General features: G+C 43.0%; 12 protein-coding genes. 7 read left to right on the plus strand and 5 right to left on the minus strand.

What is annotated here, in order from left to right:
- The first annotated feature begins 172 nt into the window (after positions 1 to 172).
- Positions 173 to 1,885, plus strand: a complete 1,713-nt coding sequence (locus HHA41_RS02470) for an electron transfer flavoprotein-ubiquinone oxidoreductase (RefSeq protein WP_168460396.1) — start codon at positions 173 to 175, stop codon at positions 1,883 to 1,885.
- A gap of 208 nt (positions 1,886 to 2,093) precedes the next feature.
- On the opposite strand, the gene HHA41_RS02475 is transcribed toward HHA41_RS02470, so the two are convergent.
- From HHA41_RS02475 to tusA, 3 genes are all read right to left on the minus strand, one after another.
- The gene (locus HHA41_RS02475) at positions 2,094 to 2,327 is read right to left on the minus strand and encodes a hypothetical protein (protein ID WP_168460398.1); all 234 of its coding nucleotides are present in this window, start codon (positions 2,325 to 2,327) and stop codon (positions 2,094 to 2,096) included.
- 30 nt (positions 2,328 to 2,357) lie between these two features.
- Positions 2,358 to 3,812, minus strand: coding sequence for an autotransporter domain-containing protein (locus tag HHA41_RS13225; protein ID WP_354667268.1), 1,455 nt, complete (start codon positions 3,810 to 3,812; stop codon positions 2,358 to 2,360).
- Between the two features lie 433 nt (positions 3,813 to 4,245).
- The gene (tusA, locus tag HHA41_RS02485) at positions 4,246 to 4,503 is read right to left on the minus strand and encodes a sulfurtransferase TusA (RefSeq protein WP_004975955.1); all 258 of its coding nucleotides are present in this window, start codon (positions 4,501 to 4,503) and stop codon (positions 4,246 to 4,248) included.
- A gap of 199 nt (positions 4,504 to 4,702) precedes the next feature.
- Here tusA and HHA41_RS02490 point away from each other — a divergent pair, with 199 nt between their 5' ends.
- Entirely contained in the window at positions 4,703 to 5,542 is an 840-nt protein-coding gene (locus HHA41_RS02490) for a CBS domain-containing protein (RefSeq protein WP_104852977.1), read from the plus strand.
- Positions 5,539 to 7,095 (plus strand): apolipoprotein N-acyltransferase, encoded by a 1,557-nt coding sequence (gene lnt / locus HHA41_RS02495; protein WP_168460400.1) that lies wholly within the window; start codon positions 5,539 to 5,541, stop codon positions 7,093 to 7,095. Before HHA41_RS02490 ends, lnt begins: the two co-directional genes overlap by 4 nt.
- A gap of 134 nt (positions 7,096 to 7,229) precedes the next feature.
- Here lnt and gspG read toward each other — a convergent pair whose 3' ends face one another.
- On the minus strand, positions 7,230 to 7,664 hold the full coding sequence (gspG, locus tag HHA41_RS02500) for a type II secretion system major pseudopilin GspG (RefSeq protein WP_104852975.1): 435 nt from the start codon (positions 7,662 to 7,664) through the stop codon (positions 7,230 to 7,232).
- A gap of 76 nt (positions 7,665 to 7,740) precedes the next feature.
- Positions 7,741 to 8,946 carry a type II secretion system inner membrane protein GspF gene (gspF, locus tag HHA41_RS02505; RefSeq protein ID WP_104852974.1) on the minus strand — a complete coding sequence of 402 codons (1,206 nt, stop codon included), beginning with the start codon at positions 8,944 to 8,946 and terminating at the stop codon, positions 7,741 to 7,743.
- A 151-nt stretch (positions 8,947 to 9,097) separates the two neighbouring features.
- On the opposite strand from gspF, the gene HHA41_RS02510 reads away from it, so the two are divergent.
- The 4 genes from HHA41_RS02510 to HHA41_RS02525 all read left to right on the plus strand — a co-directional run bounded on the left by HHA41_RS02510 (position 9,098) and on the right by HHA41_RS02525 (position 14,858).
- Positions 9,098 to 11,320 carry a primosomal protein N' gene (locus tag HHA41_RS02510; protein ID WP_168460402.1) on the plus strand — a complete coding sequence of 741 codons (2,223 nt, stop codon included), beginning with the start codon at positions 9,098 to 9,100 and terminating at the stop codon, positions 11,318 to 11,320.
- A 73-nt stretch (positions 11,321 to 11,393) separates the two neighbouring features.
- Positions 11,394 to 13,235, plus strand: a complete 1,842-nt coding sequence (locus tag HHA41_RS02515; RefSeq protein ID WP_104852972.1) for a monovalent cation:proton antiporter-2 (CPA2) family protein — start codon at positions 11,394 to 11,396, stop codon at positions 13,233 to 13,235.
- 50 nt (positions 13,236 to 13,285) lie between these two features.
- Complete coding sequence (locus tag HHA41_RS02520; RefSeq protein WP_104852971.1) at positions 13,286 to 14,161, plus strand: Hsp33 family molecular chaperone HslO; 876 nt, start codon at positions 13,286 to 13,288, stop codon at positions 14,159 to 14,161.
- A gap of 232 nt (positions 14,162 to 14,393) precedes the next feature.
- Positions 14,394 to 14,858, plus strand: a complete 465-nt coding sequence (locus tag HHA41_RS02525) for a DUF2147 domain-containing protein (RefSeq protein WP_168417555.1) — start codon at positions 14,394 to 14,396, stop codon at positions 14,856 to 14,858.
- Positions 14,859 to 15,075: the final 217 nt, after the last annotated feature.

Raw genomic sequence — 15,075 nt, forward strand, 5'->3', positions numbered from 1 at the left:
AAATAATACGATTCAGCCAATTGGCTAAGACTCGGTTTAAAACTATACTAGCTCACAATACTTGCCCATACTGTAAAAGACATAATTAAATTTGTGTCTGGGAACTAGAAATACTCATGGCAGCACCGTTGGTTTCTGCGGTTGCCACCTTCAATTATATGAGGAGTCCTACATGGAACACATCGAACGTGAATCGATGGAGTTTGACGTTGTAATCGTAGGCGCAGGCCCTGCGGGTCTTTCTGCCGCGATCAAAATTCGTCAACTTGCAATTGAAAACAATTTAAATGATCTGTCCGTTTGTGTGGTCGAAAAAGGCTCTGAAGTTGGTGCTCATATCCTTTCAGGGGCAGTGCTTGAACCACGTGCCATCAATGAGTTATTCCCAAACTGGAAAGAAGAAGGCGCACCTTTAAATGTGCCTGTGACTGAAGATAAAACTTTCTTCTTAATGTCACCTGAAAAAGCGCAAGAAGCACCGCATTGGATGGTGCCAAAAACCATGCATAACGATGGTAATTACGTGATCTCTTTAGGGAACGTGGTGCGCTGGTTAGGTCAAAAAGCGGAAGAATTAGAAGTTTCTATTTTCCCAGGCTTTGCGGCATCTGAAATTCTGTATCATGCCGATGGTACGGTAAAAGGTATTCAAACCGGTGACATGGGCATTGCTAAAGATGGCGAGCCAACGCATAACTTTACTCCAGGTTATGAGTTGCATGCCAAATACACCATTTTTGCTGAAGGCTGCCGTGGTCACTTAGGTAAGCGTTTAATCCAGCAATTCAATTTAGATAAAGATGCTGACCCACAACACTACGGGATTGGTATTAAAGAGTTATGGGAAATTGACCCTGCCAAGCACAAACCTGGCTTAGTTATGCACGGTGCAGGCTGGCCATTAAGTGAAACGGGTTCTTCTGGCGGTTGGTGGTTATACCACGCAGAAAACAACCAAGTGACTTTGGGTATGATTGTGGACTTGTCTTATACCAACCCACACATGTATCCATTTATGGAAATGCAACGCTGGAAAACTCACCCACTGATCAAGCAATATTTGGAAGGTGGTAAACGTATTTCTTATGGCGCGCGTGCAGTGACTAAAGGTGGCTTTAACTCATTGCCAAAATTCACTTTCCCTGGTGGTTCTTTAATTGGTGATGATGCGGGCTTCTTAAACTTTGCCAAAATCAAAGGCTCTCACACAGCCATGAAATCTGGCATGCTTTGCGGTGAAGCGGTATTTGAAGCGATTGCTGCGGGTGTCGCAAAAGGCGGTGATTTAGCAATTGCCCGTGTCACTGAAGGCGAAGATTTCTTTGTTAAAGAATTGACTGCCTACACAGAAAAATTCAACAACAGCTGGCTTAAAGAAGAGTTATACAACGCACGTAACTTTGGCCCTGCAATGCATAAATTTGGTCAGTGGTTTGGTGGTGCGTTTAACTTCATCGATCAGAACGTATTTAAAGTGCCATTTACCCTGCATGATTTAGTGCCTGACTTTAGCGCACTAAAAACGGTAGATGCAGTGAGCTTTAAGCCGAATTATCCAAAACCAGATGGCAAATTGACCTTTGACCGTTTATCTTCGGTGTTTGTATCCAATACTGTGCATGAAGAAAACCAACCTGCACATTTGAAATTAACCAATGCAGACATTCCTGTAAACGTGAACTTACCAAAATGGGATGAGCCAGCTCAACGCTACTGCCCTGCAGGTGTTTATGAAATCATGGAAAATGATGATGGTTCAAAACGCTTCCAGATTAACGCAGCGAACTGTGTGCACTGTAAGACTTGTGACATTAAAGACCCATCACAGAACATCACTTGGGTAACACCTGAAGGTGGCGGTGGTCCAAACTATCCAAATATGTAATTACGAATCGCAATTCAAAAACTCAAAAGCAGTGCCTTGGCACTGCTTTTTTATGCTCAATAGAGTCTATTCCTTATCATCTAAATAGGGTCTATTGATCACGCAGACTTAGCTGTTAAAGCTAAGCTGCATAAAAACAGCCCCAACATGTATCTGCGGAGCTGTTTTCATTAAAATTCAAGCCTCTCATCCATGCTTGAAACTGTTATTAGAATTGAGTGGTCACCGCCAACTGTACCCGATGACTGTCGCTGTGTGAGCGCCCACTATATTCATAATTCAAATTGATAAAGCTATGTTGCCCCAAATCAATTTTTGACCCCAGAGCAGCATGATATTGGCCTTTATCGGCATGCCAAGCATCAAACTTCAATTGCTCCGTTGTGCCTACATAATGTGTATCTAAATAAGCTTTTTCCTGAATGGGCTGGCTATAGTACAAACTACCTTGCAACTGCCAAGCGGGATTAAACTAATAATTGGCCTGTACACCCGCACCTAAATTCCAGCGCTGCATCACCAAGTCATCTAAACTATTGACTACGTCATGCTTGGTCTGATCTGCATGCGCATAATGCTGAAACGATGCATCTAAATACGGTTGAATCTGCATTTTTTGGTTGAGTGGATAGCTATAATCTAAACGCAAACCTGCAGCATACATTTGTCCATCAAACTCAACTTTTTGTGCTTGTGCATGACTGCGCTGTGCATCCACATTCACATGCATACCTTTTAACCATGCCGCAACACTTAAATCAGACCCAAATTGCTGCGCAGCCCCCAAAGTCAGGGCATAACCTTTACTTTCGGTACGATTTTGCGTTCCCATGTTCAGACGATCTGCTAAATCCATTTGACTTAAATCTGCTTGAGCCGCCAAAGTTACGCCTGCCAGTTTTGTTGCAATACCTGCGCCTTGGTGATGGGTACGGCGCTCACTATTTAAGCCCGCATAATCCATATCATAACTTTGGTAATCGCCCGAAAACCAAACCTGCTTCGGCTGCATAGTTGCCAAACGCTGTGCAAACTGACGTTCTTGCTGACTGCTTTCCTCTGCCACATTTAAAATTGTGTTGGCATAAAAACTCGGATCAAATTGGTGAAATAACTGATTCAGCGCCTGCGTAGAGACAGTGCTTTCAGCATTGTTGTAGCGTACGGTCTGTGCAAAATTATTGAATAATCGATTGGCAAATACTTTTTCGGCATCTTCCAATGTAGTAAGTTGCTGTTTTTGGTCTAGGCCAGCAAGTACAGCATCTAAGTTACGGGCAACTTGTTCACGACCTTCAAGCTCTGGAGCAAGTGCTGCAACGGTTTCTGCCGATTTACGTTTTGCCGTAATCACCACATCCGTTTTTAAACTATCTGTTGCTCGTAGCACTTCACCCGCTGTATTCAGTTCAGGACGATAACTGACTTGGGTCAGTTCAAATAATGGATTGGTAGAACGATACGTATCGAACTCACGTTGTATCCCTTGCTGTGCACGAAGCACCGTAGTTTGTGAACCTTGTGCAGTAATCAGCGGTTGATCCAGCGGTACTTCATCAAACAGATTTAGCGTGCCTGCCAAATTTGCAGTGCCCGTGACGGTCAGTAAATTTCCAAAACGTGCTTTAAAACCAGCGTTTTGCTGCTGGTCTGCAGCAATTTGCATTGAATAATTGCCTGTAATGGTCAAATTGCCTTCATTATTCAGCCAGCCACCAGTTTGCTGTACATCTGCAATACGGCCATAGCCGGTTAGCTCACCTGCATGCAACTGAAATTTTGATGGTCCATTATTGCCATTAATTTCCAGCACGCCACCGCGCACAATCGAATCGCCCAAATACTGGTTATTGCCTGTAAACACCAACTTGTCTTCACCCGATTTGGTAAAGCCTTTATCCCCAAATATTCTGCAATCGAACTCAATAAACTGATCGCATTATAGGCTAATTTTTCCATATATTAAAAAATAATTTAAATTATTTTGTTAAAAATCAATAACTAAAATACAATTCAAGTTCACATTTTACAAATGGTTTTTTATACCTTACACATAACGTCGCATAATTTTGCACCAGCACACAGCAAGCTAAAAAAATGCATAAAAGTTAAAAAGCATCCCCAAAAATGTGCGATGCCTAACGCAAGAAATGGATACTTTCAGCATTTTTCAGTTTGAGCTGTGATGCGGGTTCAATATTTGAATCATTAAAAAAATAAAGATGTCTTGGACGTTCAAAAACACAAAAGGCATATTTCAATTTGCACAAATAACAAATGAAATATGCCTGTATTGATCACATTATTTTTATAGTTATCGTTATTTCATGATGGGCGGTTTCAGTGCGAATACTTTTTCATTAACCTTTTTTCACTAAATAGTGAAACTCTTTATTGCCCTGCTCATCTAGGCGCTCTTCTTGCAATAACAACTCATGCCCTAAATGCATACAAAATTTTGGAATATCCCAAGACGTAGAGTTGTCTGTTGCAAAAACCTCAACTACATCACCCGATTTAGACTTGCGAATGGCTTGATGCAACATCATCACAGGTTCAGGGCAACGCAAACCACGCGTATTTAATTGAATGCTAGGTGTGACAGGAAGTTCAGACATGCACAGACTCGGTATTTAAAACATCGCGCTAGTTTAGCATAAAGCTCACTCTTATTTGATGTGTTGCCGCTGCATCCCGCAGCACTTGCACATGACGTCTTTGCCCTACTTTTCTACCAAGATTAGCAATAGACAACTGTGTTTTCTAAGGTATGATTAAGCTAAGTTTTTTAGATATAAAGAGTCTTTAGGAAAGATCATGCACGAGGAATCAGGCCCATCGTGGGGTATGCGTGGCTTAAGAAAATGGTTAGGCACCGCGCCAGAAACCCGCGATGAATTGCTAAAATTAGTACAAGATTCACGTCGTTTTTTAGAACCCGATACGGTGGCAATGCTCGAAGGTGTTCTGGATTTACCTGCCACCAAAATTCGTGAAGTGATGACCCCACGTACCGCGATGATTAGCTTGCAGGAAGATGATGAGTTACTTGACATTCTGCACGTTCTGGTCGAATCGGCACATTCACGTTTTCCTGTGTTTTCATCTGACCAACCAGACAATGTGGTGGGAATTTTATTGGCAAAAGATTTATTGCCATTACTGACCGAACAAAGAACCAAAGTCGATATTCGTGCCCTCATGCGTCAGCCATTGTTTGTGCCTGAAAGTGCACGCTCAGACCAAGTGTTGCGCATGCTTAAAAACACTCAAACCCATATTGCGGTTGTGATTGATGAATACGGCACCACTTCAGGTTTGGTCACGCTAGAAGACATTTTGGAAGAGATTGTCGGTGAAATTGAAGATGAACACGACAATATAGACGAAGAAGCAGAATACATTATTCCAGATAATGACCCGAAAACTGCAAACACTTGGCTGGTACAAGCACTTACACCAATCGAACATTTTAACAATGTTTTAGATGCAGATTTTTCTGACGATGAAGTAGAAACTGTGGGCGGTTTATTGCTTCAAGAAATTGGTTTAGTGAGTGACTTGCAAGGACAAGTGATTGTGATTGGCAATTGGGAGTTCACCATTCTTGAAGCAGATGCCCGCACTATTCATCTGATTCGAGCCGTACGTCAATGAGGTCTTTTTTTTCCAAGCTGTCCAATGCTTCAGAACATCAACAACTGCCTCTGATTTATCCACTCATCATTGCGCTGTTAGCAGGTGCCGTATTTAGTCTGGCACTTGCCCCTTATCATTACTGGTGGATTGCCCTGCTGTCACCAGCTTTACTGTATGCCAGCTTAAGCAAACGCAACCCTAAACAGGCTTTCTTTATCGGTTGGTCTTACGGGATCGGGCTTTGGTTTGTTGGTGCTTTCTGGCTCTATACATCTATTCATGTCTACGGCGATACCAACGCTTTTTTAAGCGTGGTGATGATTGCGATTATGGCCTTGCTCATGGGGCTGTTTACTGCCATGCAGACATGGTTGTATCGTCGGTTTTTCCCTGAAACGCCTCTAACCTTCGCACCACTGTGGGTATTTTTTGAATGGGCGAAAACTTGGGTATTTACAGGTTTTCCGTGGCTATTTGCAGGTTATGCCTTTACCGAACGCTTTTTAGATAGCTATGCACCGCTGTTTGGTATTTTCGGGGTGTCTTTTGTGGTCATTCTACTGGCCTGTGCACTGGTAGAAATCCTGAAAAAACGAATCTTTTGGCTTATTCCATCTGCAATTTTACTCTTGGGCGCATGGGGTGCAGCGCAACTCAGTTTTGTGACTGAAAAAGCAGAAAAGCCGCTGTCGGTTTCTCTGATTCAGGGCAACATTCCACAAGACTTAAAGTGGCTCACAGAATACCAAATCAAGACACTGGAAATTTATACTCGCCTGACTCGAACCGAATGGGGACGTGACATTATTGTCTGGCCTGAGTCTTCAATTCCAATGTTCCAGACCGATATTGAACCGTTTTTAGATGCCATGAAAACACAGGCAGAAAAAACAGGGAGTTCATGGGTCACAGGTATTCCGTACTGGGACTTGCCTGAATCACAAGTTCAGCAACATCCAATGTACTACAACAGTATTATGGCAACGGGTGACGCCGCAGAAGGCTTGTATAAAAAACAACGTTTGGTACCTTTTGGTGAATACATTCCACTTTCAGGTTTACTGAGCTGGGTTTTACCTGCCATGCAAAATGACCCATCGATGAGTGGTTTTTCACGGGGGGCATCAGATCAAAAGCCGCTTTCCATTAAGCAGCATGATTTGGGTGCAGCCATCTGTTATGAAGTGGCCTATCCGAACCTGACCCGCAGAAATGCCAGCCAAAGTGACTTTTTGGTAACCGTGTCTAATGATGCGTGGTTTACTGGTACTGCAGGGCCGCTGCAACACTTACAAATGGTGCAAATGCGTGCCAAAGAAAATGGACGCTGGTTTATTCGTGCCACCAATACAGGGGTAACTGCATTTATTGATCATCATGGTCGCATTGTAAAACAAGCACCAATGGATCAAGAGTTTGTGCTACGCGGTGAGTTGCCTGCCATGCAAGGTGAAACACTGTATAGTCGACTCAGCGATTGGCCTGTGCTGATTTTCTCTTTGCTGTTATTAATTCTGGGCTGGATTTATCGTCCACGTCAGGTAGATGTCTCGTTTAAATCACGGCGCTAATGATGCAGCTCAGGCAAAATAACTTAAAAAACCGAGCTATGCTCGGTTTTTTATTTCATCATATCGATAACAACGGCTATAGATGTTGAATCTATTTGCTTTATAAATGCAGCGTATACCACATTCAATAAACATTAAGGCTGATAATAAATATCGGCATCGGTGCCTTCACCACCTTGCTGACCATCTGCACCAAATGAATACAAATCAAACGTACGTCCTTCCGCACCTGGAATCACATATTGAATGTCATTATCCCAACTGTCTTTCGGATAGCCCCCTTTCACATAACCGCCAGGCAACCAGTTTTTAGCCGATGCAGGCTGATTCACCAAAGCATCTAAACCGCCATCTTGCATAGATGGATATTTACCATTGTCGAGTTTATATTGATCCAGCGCCCCTGCTACTCCTTTTAAAGTAATGGCAGTGGTATCCACTTTGGCTTTTTCACCACGTCCCATCACATTCGGTACGATTAAGGCAGCCAACACCCCTAAAATGACAATCACCACCATCACTTCAATCAGGGTAAAACCAGATTGCTTATTGAGTTGATTCCGTTTCATTCAATTTCTCTCATGTATTTATATCAATTCGACATTTATTTTAAGTTCAGTTTGAAGAAGGATGCTTCAAAACGATTTAAATCATATTGTTCATATTCACAATTGGCAGCATCACCGCAATTACAATCACCAATACAATACTGGCCATCAACACTAACATGAGCGGTTCCAACAGTGCCAACAAGGTTGAAATCAACGTGGTCACTTCACGATCCTGCATCACCGAGGCACGTGACAACATGCGGTCTAACTCACCCGAGGCTTCGCCACTTTTGATCATTTGTACCATCATCGGTGGAAAATAACCACTCCGCTCCAATTGAGTCGCCAAGTTACCACCTTCGGTCACTTTTTCTGCTGCCAAATTGACAGAATCACGAATCACCCAATTATTGCTAACTGCCGCTCCTATTTTCAGCGCGTCGACCAACGGCACACCTGACTGAGTCAGAATAGACAAGGTACTGGCAAAACGTGCTGCATTAATACCGCGTGATAACTTGCCAAATAACGGCAATTTTAAGGTTAAACGGTCAAAGGCATAATGCCCTGCCTGAGTACGTAAAAAACGAGCCAGCAATAAAACCCCAATCACCGATGCCACCAGTAAAAATGGCCATGCTGCACGGATAAAATCACTGGCTTTCATTAAAGCTACGGTAATCCACGGCAAAGCATCTTTACTTTGGTCAAAGGTTTTAACAATGTCGGGCACCACATAGGTCATTAAGCCCATTACAATCGCAAAGGACATCAGCATTAAAATGATGGGATAAATCATGGCGCCTTGAATTTTTTTCTGCATGGCAAAACGATTTTCGGTGTAGTCTGCCAATTGTTCCAGAATTAAATCCAGATGCCCTGAACGCTCACCTGCGGCAATGGTCGCAATATATAAGTCTGGAAAACGTCCCGATTGCTGTAAAGCATTGGCCAGTGAATAGCCTTCTAGTACTTTGGAGCGCACCGACATCAGCAAATTTTGCACGTGCGCTTTTTCACTTTGCTTGCCCACTGCACGAACCGCTTCTTCCAATGGAATTGAGGCTGCCACCAATACTGACAATTGTCGGGTCAGCAAAGCCAAATCATAGGCGGTAATTTTTTTCTGAAACCACTGTCTGCCGCTGTGCTTATCTTTCTGTTCAACGGCATCGACACTGACAGGAATCCATTCTTTGTCCCGCAATTGCTGACGAATTTGACGTGCAGAATCGCCCTCTAAAACACCTTTTTGCTGCTTCCCTGAAGCGTCAATGGCAGTAAATTGATATGCTGGCATTGTAATGCTCTAATTTTCCAAAATTTCTTGCAGCGCAGTTGCGTCTGACCACTAAAATCATTCATATTCTTAGATATAAATTCTGTGCTCACTCTATCACAAGCCAACACAGAGCACGATGCCAATTTTCACAGGACGGTACGACTTTTTTATGCCAGATTCGACTTTAGACCCGCAGCCCATTTACCGTATTCGAGTGGCTGTACCCGTATATCTTTATGACTGCTTCGATTACATGCTCAGTGCAGCACAATATCAGCAAGCAGCCGTTGGCGCACGGGTGTTGGTGTCCTTTGGTCGGCAAAACTTGGTTGGGATTATTGTCGAAAAACTGGCGCTCGACACCCCAATTAACCCACGTTTTAAACTCAAAGCCATTACCGAACTGTTAGATGAACAAGCGATTTTAGACGCTAAAGTTTTAACTTTGTTGACATGGGCGTCACAATATTACCAATTTCCCATTGGTGAAGTGATGCACAGCGCTTTGCCAAGTTTATTGCGTCAAGCCAAGCCCTATAATTTACTGGCTCGAACTTGGAAACTGCTAGATGCACAGGCCGAGGCTAAAATTAAACGCTCAGAAAAACAGCAGGAAGCCTATAAAATTTTAAAGCTGCATCCAACGGGCACTTCTGAAAATATTTTAAATTTAGCAGGCATTGAAACCTCCACCCTAAAAGCTTTAGCAAGCAAAGAAATTTGCGAATGTGTTTTGGAAACCCAAGATTTCAGCCCAATGCCTGTCACTTTGGCACAAATGCCTTTAACGCCCAATCCCGATCAGAAAAAAGCCATCGACAGCGCACTTAAAGTTCGGCAGCAATATAAAGCTTTTTTACTAGATGGCTTAACAGGCAGCGGCAAAACTGAAGTGTACTTGCACATCATGCATGAGGTACTAAAACAGGGCAAACAAGTGCTGGTGTTAGTCCCAGAAATTGGACTGACCCCGCAAACCATCAGCCGTTTTCAGTCACGTTTTCACTGCCATATTGCCCTCTTACATTCGGGTTTAAATGATTCCAAACGTTTGCAAGCGTGGCAGGCGGCACAAACAGGCAAAGCGTCTATTATTTTAGGCACACGCTCTGCGATTTATACTCCATTGCCAAATTTGGGCTTGATTATTTTAGATGAAGAACACGACCTGTCTTTTAAACAACAAGAAGGTTTTCGCTATCATGCCCGAGATGTCGCCCTTTACCGTGCCCATCTGGAAAATTGCCCTGTTATTTTAGGTTCAGCTACACCAAGTATTGACAGTTATGCCTTGGTCGATCAAGGCAAAATGCAATGTTTGGAGCTGAATCAACGGGCGGGCACCGCGCTTATGCCTAAAATCCACCTGATTGACTTAAAAATTGCAAAAAAACAGCATGGCATCAGTCAACAATTGATTGATGAAATGAAAAAACGTCTGGCAAAAAAAGAACAAGTCTTGGTGTTTTTAAACCGACGTGGCTATGCTCCAGTCCTGATTTGTGAAAATTGTGCCTGGCAAGCCAAATGCCCACATTGTGATGCCAACTTTACCCTGCATCATCAACCTTATGTGCATTTACACTGCCACCACTGCGGAACAATTCACCGCAAACCTGAGCAATGCCCTGCCTGCAACCATGAAGAACTCAAACCTGTGGGCATGGGTACCGCCAAAGTGGAAGACAGTCTAAATGAACTGTTCCCAGATATAGATGTGATTCGGGTAGATCGTGACTCAACCAGTCGTGTCGGCAGCTGGCAAAAAATTTATGACCGTATTCAACGCAGTGAACCCCTAATTTTACTGGGCACACAAATGCTGGCCAAAGGACATCACTTTCCTTATGTAACCTTGGTGGCTATTTTAGATATCGATTCAGGCTTGCTCAGTGTTGATATTCGCGCACCTGAACGTACCGCCCAACTGATTGTGCAAGTGGCAGGACGTGCAGGGCGTGGTGAACATAAAGGCGATGTTTATTTGCAAAGTTTACGTCCTGATCATCCTTTACTCACCACCTTGGTCGAGGGAGATTACCGCAAGTTTGCCAAACAAAGTTTAAAAGAGCGTAAAGCCGCGCAACTGCCGCCATATCGTTATACTGCGCTGATTCGCTGTGAGTCCAAAAGTCAGGAATTAAACCAACAGTTTTTACAACAACATGCGCAATGGCTCAGGGAACATTCCGAACAATTAATTGATATTTGGGGGCCTATTCCTGCGCCAATGGAACGTAAGGCAGGTCGTTTCCAAGCGCACATGGTGCTATTGTCTAAAGATCGGGCGCGCTTACATTTTTATATCAGGAACTGGTGGCAAAATATGTTGCATGAAAAGCCATCCAGCATGAAACTAAGTTTAGATATAGATCCACAAGAATTTAGCTAACCCAGTAAATTGCTGTTTTGGCTGCAAAACCCTGTATTGCAATAATCCACCGCTTTAAACTTTGGATGCCCACATGTCCTTATTGTTACAAATGACCATTTTTTTGGGTGCTTCTTTGCTACTAGTGCCCTTACTAAAACGCTTTGGCATTGCCACAGTGCTGGGCTATTTGTTTACAGGCATCTTACTTGGCCCAAGTGTTTTCAATATTGCCAGCGACCCGGATGCCATTCAGGAATTGGCAGAGTACGGCGTGGTCTTCCTGATGTTTATTATTGGCTTGGAACTACGTCCACAACGACTATGGGATATGCGTAAACCCATTTTTGTTTTAGGCAGTTTACAGGTCGGCATTACAGGCGTTTTACTGGCTGTGTTGGCATTTTTTGCCTTACAGCAAGGCATTGCTGCAAGCGTGGTAATTGGTTTTGCATTAGCGCTGTCCTCCACCGCATTTGTGCTGCAAATGCTGCAAGAAAAGCAACAACTCAATAGCAGTTATGGGCAGCAATCCTTTTCAATCTTACTGTTTCAAGATATCGCCGCAATTCCTTTAATTGCCATGATTCCCATGCTGGCAGGTGCTGAATCTACCCACCATGGTATTGCCTACTTTGCAGCCATTATTGCCACCTTTAGCGGACTGTTTTTATTTAGCCGTTATCTAATGCGTCCCTTCTTCCGTTTTGTGGCCAAAAGTGGTGCACATGAACTGATCACGGCAGTAGGTCTATTCATTGTGCTCGGCGTGGTCAGCATTATGGATGTGCTGGGCATTAGCACCACTTTAGGCGCATTTTTAACGGGTGTCTTGTTGGCCGACTCTGAATTTCGTCATGAACTCGAAGCCAGCATTGCACCCTTTAAGGGTCTGTTACTGGGCCTATTCTTTATGACTGTAGGTATGAGCACCCAGCTTTCCTTGTTGGTGGAACAGCCATGGTTGATTATTGGCGGTGCGTTGGGCTTAATGCTCATCAAACTGCTAACCCTAACGGCCATTGCACGTTATTTTGAATATTCTTGGCGCAATAGTTTGCTCTTGGCAACGTGCTTGGCTCAAGGCGGTGAGTTTGCCTTTGTGGTGCTGAGCGTTGCGCAAAGTGAAAGTGTGCTCAGTCAAGCCATGCTGCAACCGCTGACTTTGATTGTGACGTTGTCGATGGTACTGACCCCAATTTTATATTGGTTGATGAGCAGTCAAATTATCCCGCGTTTGGAGCGGGAAAAAATACCTGTGTATGATGAGATTCCCGATGCGCATCCACCTATGATCATTGCAGGCTTTGGCCGTTTTGGACAAATCATTGCCCGTGTGGCGCATTTACAGCATCAGCACTTTACCGCAATTGACAGTAATATCGACAAAATTGATTTTGTGCGTAATTATGGCGGCAAAGTCTATTATGGCGATGCCACCCAACCTGAAATTTTACGTGCCGCAGGCATTCAACATGCCCAAATTTTTATTTTAGCCATTGATGATATTGAAGATTCAATGAATGTCGCACGACATATTCGCCTGAATTATCCTGAATTGAAATTATTGGTACGTGCCCGTGACCGCCATCACGTGCATTTATTACGTGATTTAGGCGTGACCCATATTTGGCGGGAAACCTATTTATCCTCCTTGGGCATGGCCTATCAGGCTTTGCGTGATTTGGGTATTAATGAAGATGATGCCTATAAAAGTATTGAATTGTTCCGTGATTATGATGAAAAGCTATTGGCACAGCAGCAACATATTTATACCGATGAACAAAAAATTTATGAAACCCATCGTAATGCCTTGGCCGAATTAGAACACCTGTTTGAAAGTGATGCACAAAACCGTGAAATGCCACTCGGGGTCGATTTAAAACGTGGCTTACATAGTGGTCATATTGATGTAACACGTGATGCAGCAAACTGACTTGTGTTTTACAATAATGCCACCATTAAAACAGGGTTATGGAGAATTTTATGTCTGATTTACGCCAACGCTTTTTTATTGAAGATAGCCCTGTTCGTGGTGAGGTAGTTCATCTCGAAGATGCTTTGCAAACCATTCTAAAACAACGTGACTATGTGCCAGCGGTACAAGTATTGTTGGGCGAAATGCTTTGCGCCACTGCATTGTTGGCCAGTACCCTAAAAATTAAGGGTCGCATCAGCCTACAAATTCAGGCATCTGGCACGTTTAAGTGGGCCATGGCTGAATGTAACCACTTGGGTGAAGTCCGTGCGTTGGCAGACTACGAACCAGATCCACACTTTTTAACTGCAGAAGACAGCAGCACCGTACTGAAAAGTCTGGTCAGCCCTGTGTTGTTTATTAACATTGAGCCAGAATTTGGTGAACGTTATCAAGGGATTGTACCGTTAGATAAAGCCAATTTAGCCGAATGTTTAATGCAGTATTATGACTTATCTGCACAAATTCCTACCCGTATTGTGTTAGCCAGCAATGCAGAACGTGCGGGCGGCTTACTAATTCAACTGTTGCCACGTAACAGTGAAGAAGAACAACAACGAGTCGATGAAGATTTATGGCCACGTGTGACTATGCTCACGGAAACCTTAAAGGCCGAAGAATTGACAGATTTAGAAGTCAATGAAATTCTGTACCGTTTATACAATGAAGAACAGGTGCGTTTACCTGAAGTAGAAGCACTGCGTTTTGGTTGTACCTGTTCTAAAGAACGCTGTGCTAATGCGTTAATTCAAATTGGTGTCGCTGCAGTACGTGAAACACTGGAATATCAAAATCCAATTACTATGGATTGCCAATTCTGTAGCGCACAATATACCTTCAGTGCCGAAGAAGCACTTGGCTTATTTGGAGAACACTTAAGCTAAATTTTGTGATCCAAACCATGAAAACCATAAAAAATGAGCAGCCTTGACTGCTCATTTTTTATTTCTGCTTTGAGCATCGTTAAAAGCTATCATCCCTTTATTTTTCATGTGATTTATTTCACAAAACTTTCATGTAATTACTAGAAAATACCGCAAAAATTGGGTATAAATAATCCCGTATTTTTTTTATGCCTTTATGTTTTGGCTGTCTTCATTGTTGGATGTTAATTTTATGAACACACTGTTCTTCTCTCGTTTAGCTTTCATAAGCGCAATCTGCTGTTCAAGTCTGGCTTATGCAGCCAATGCTGACCCGCTCGTGGGTAAATGGAAAACTTTAGATTACCGTACAGGATTTTCATTGTCAGATGTTGTCATGAGCAAAGACAAACAAGGTGCTTATGCCGCCAAGATTGTAGAACTCCGTGCTGTACCTGGTGCACCACGTCTGGAAAGCTGCACACTGTGCACTGGTAAAAATAAAGATAAGCCACTCATGGGTTTTGTGCCATTAAGCCACTTAAAAGCGACACCAAGCAATCAAATTGAATTTTATGAAGGTGATTATTTAGACCCACGTACGGGTAAGCAATATAAAACGCGCGCACGCCTAAGCAGTAACGGCAAACATTTAACCCTCTACAATGTAGATATTTCTACCAATGCCAGCCGTAAAATGACTTGGATTAAATACTAGTCGCTGTTCTTTCCCCATCTCTTTTTAAGCGATAAAAGTCTGAAATGATTGATATATCCTAAATTGGACTTTTATCGCACTCATCAAAACAATAGCTTCAAAAGCGAACTAAAGCTTTAATTTTCACGTTTTTCTTGCGTATTTCTCTCTAAATTTACCATGATCAATTTGCGTCATCAGTATTTTCTTGCTATAAAGCTCAAAATAGAATTTTTAC

The sequence above is a fragment of the Acinetobacter sp. A1 genome (genome assembly GCF_012371315.1).
GTDB lineage: Bacteria > Pseudomonadota > Gammaproteobacteria > Pseudomonadales > Moraxellaceae > Acinetobacter.

Excerpts from the sequence above, each read along its gene's own strand:
- HHA41_RS02515 (WP_104852972.1), top strand. The coding sequence starts at position 11,394 with ATGTCCTTATTGTTACAAATGACCATTTTTTTGGGTGCTTCTTTGCTA.
- HHA41_RS02470 (WP_168460396.1), top strand. The coding sequence starts at position 173 with ATGGAACACATCGAACGTGAATCGATGGAGTTTGACGTTGTAATCGTA.
- lnt (WP_168460400.1), top strand. The coding sequence starts at position 5,539 with ATGAGGTCTTTTTTTTCCAAGCTGTCCAATGCTTCAGAACATCAACAA.
- HHA41_RS02490 (WP_104852977.1), top strand. The coding sequence starts at position 4,703 with ATGCACGAGGAATCAGGCCCATCGTGGGGTATGCGTGGCTTAAGAAAA.
- HHA41_RS02525 (WP_168417555.1), top strand. The coding sequence starts at position 14,394 with ATGAACACACTGTTCTTCTCTCGTTTAGCTTTCATAAGCGCAATCTGC.
- gspF (WP_104852974.1), bottom strand. The coding sequence starts at position 8,946 with ATGCCAGCATATCAATTTACTGCCATTGACGCTTCAGGGAAGCAGCAA.
- tusA (WP_004975955.1), bottom strand. The coding sequence starts at position 4,503 with ATGTCTGAACTTCCTGTCACACCTAGCATTCAATTAAATACGCGTGGT.
- HHA41_RS02520 (WP_104852971.1), top strand. The coding sequence starts at position 13,286 with ATGTCTGATTTACGCCAACGCTTTTTTATTGAAGATAGCCCTGTTCGT.
- HHA41_RS02510 (WP_168460402.1), top strand. The coding sequence starts at position 9,098 with ATGCCAGATTCGACTTTAGACCCGCAGCCCATTTACCGTATTCGAGTG.
- gspG (WP_104852975.1), bottom strand. The coding sequence starts at position 7,664 with ATGAAACGGAATCAACTCAATAAGCAATCTGGTTTTACCCTGATTGAA.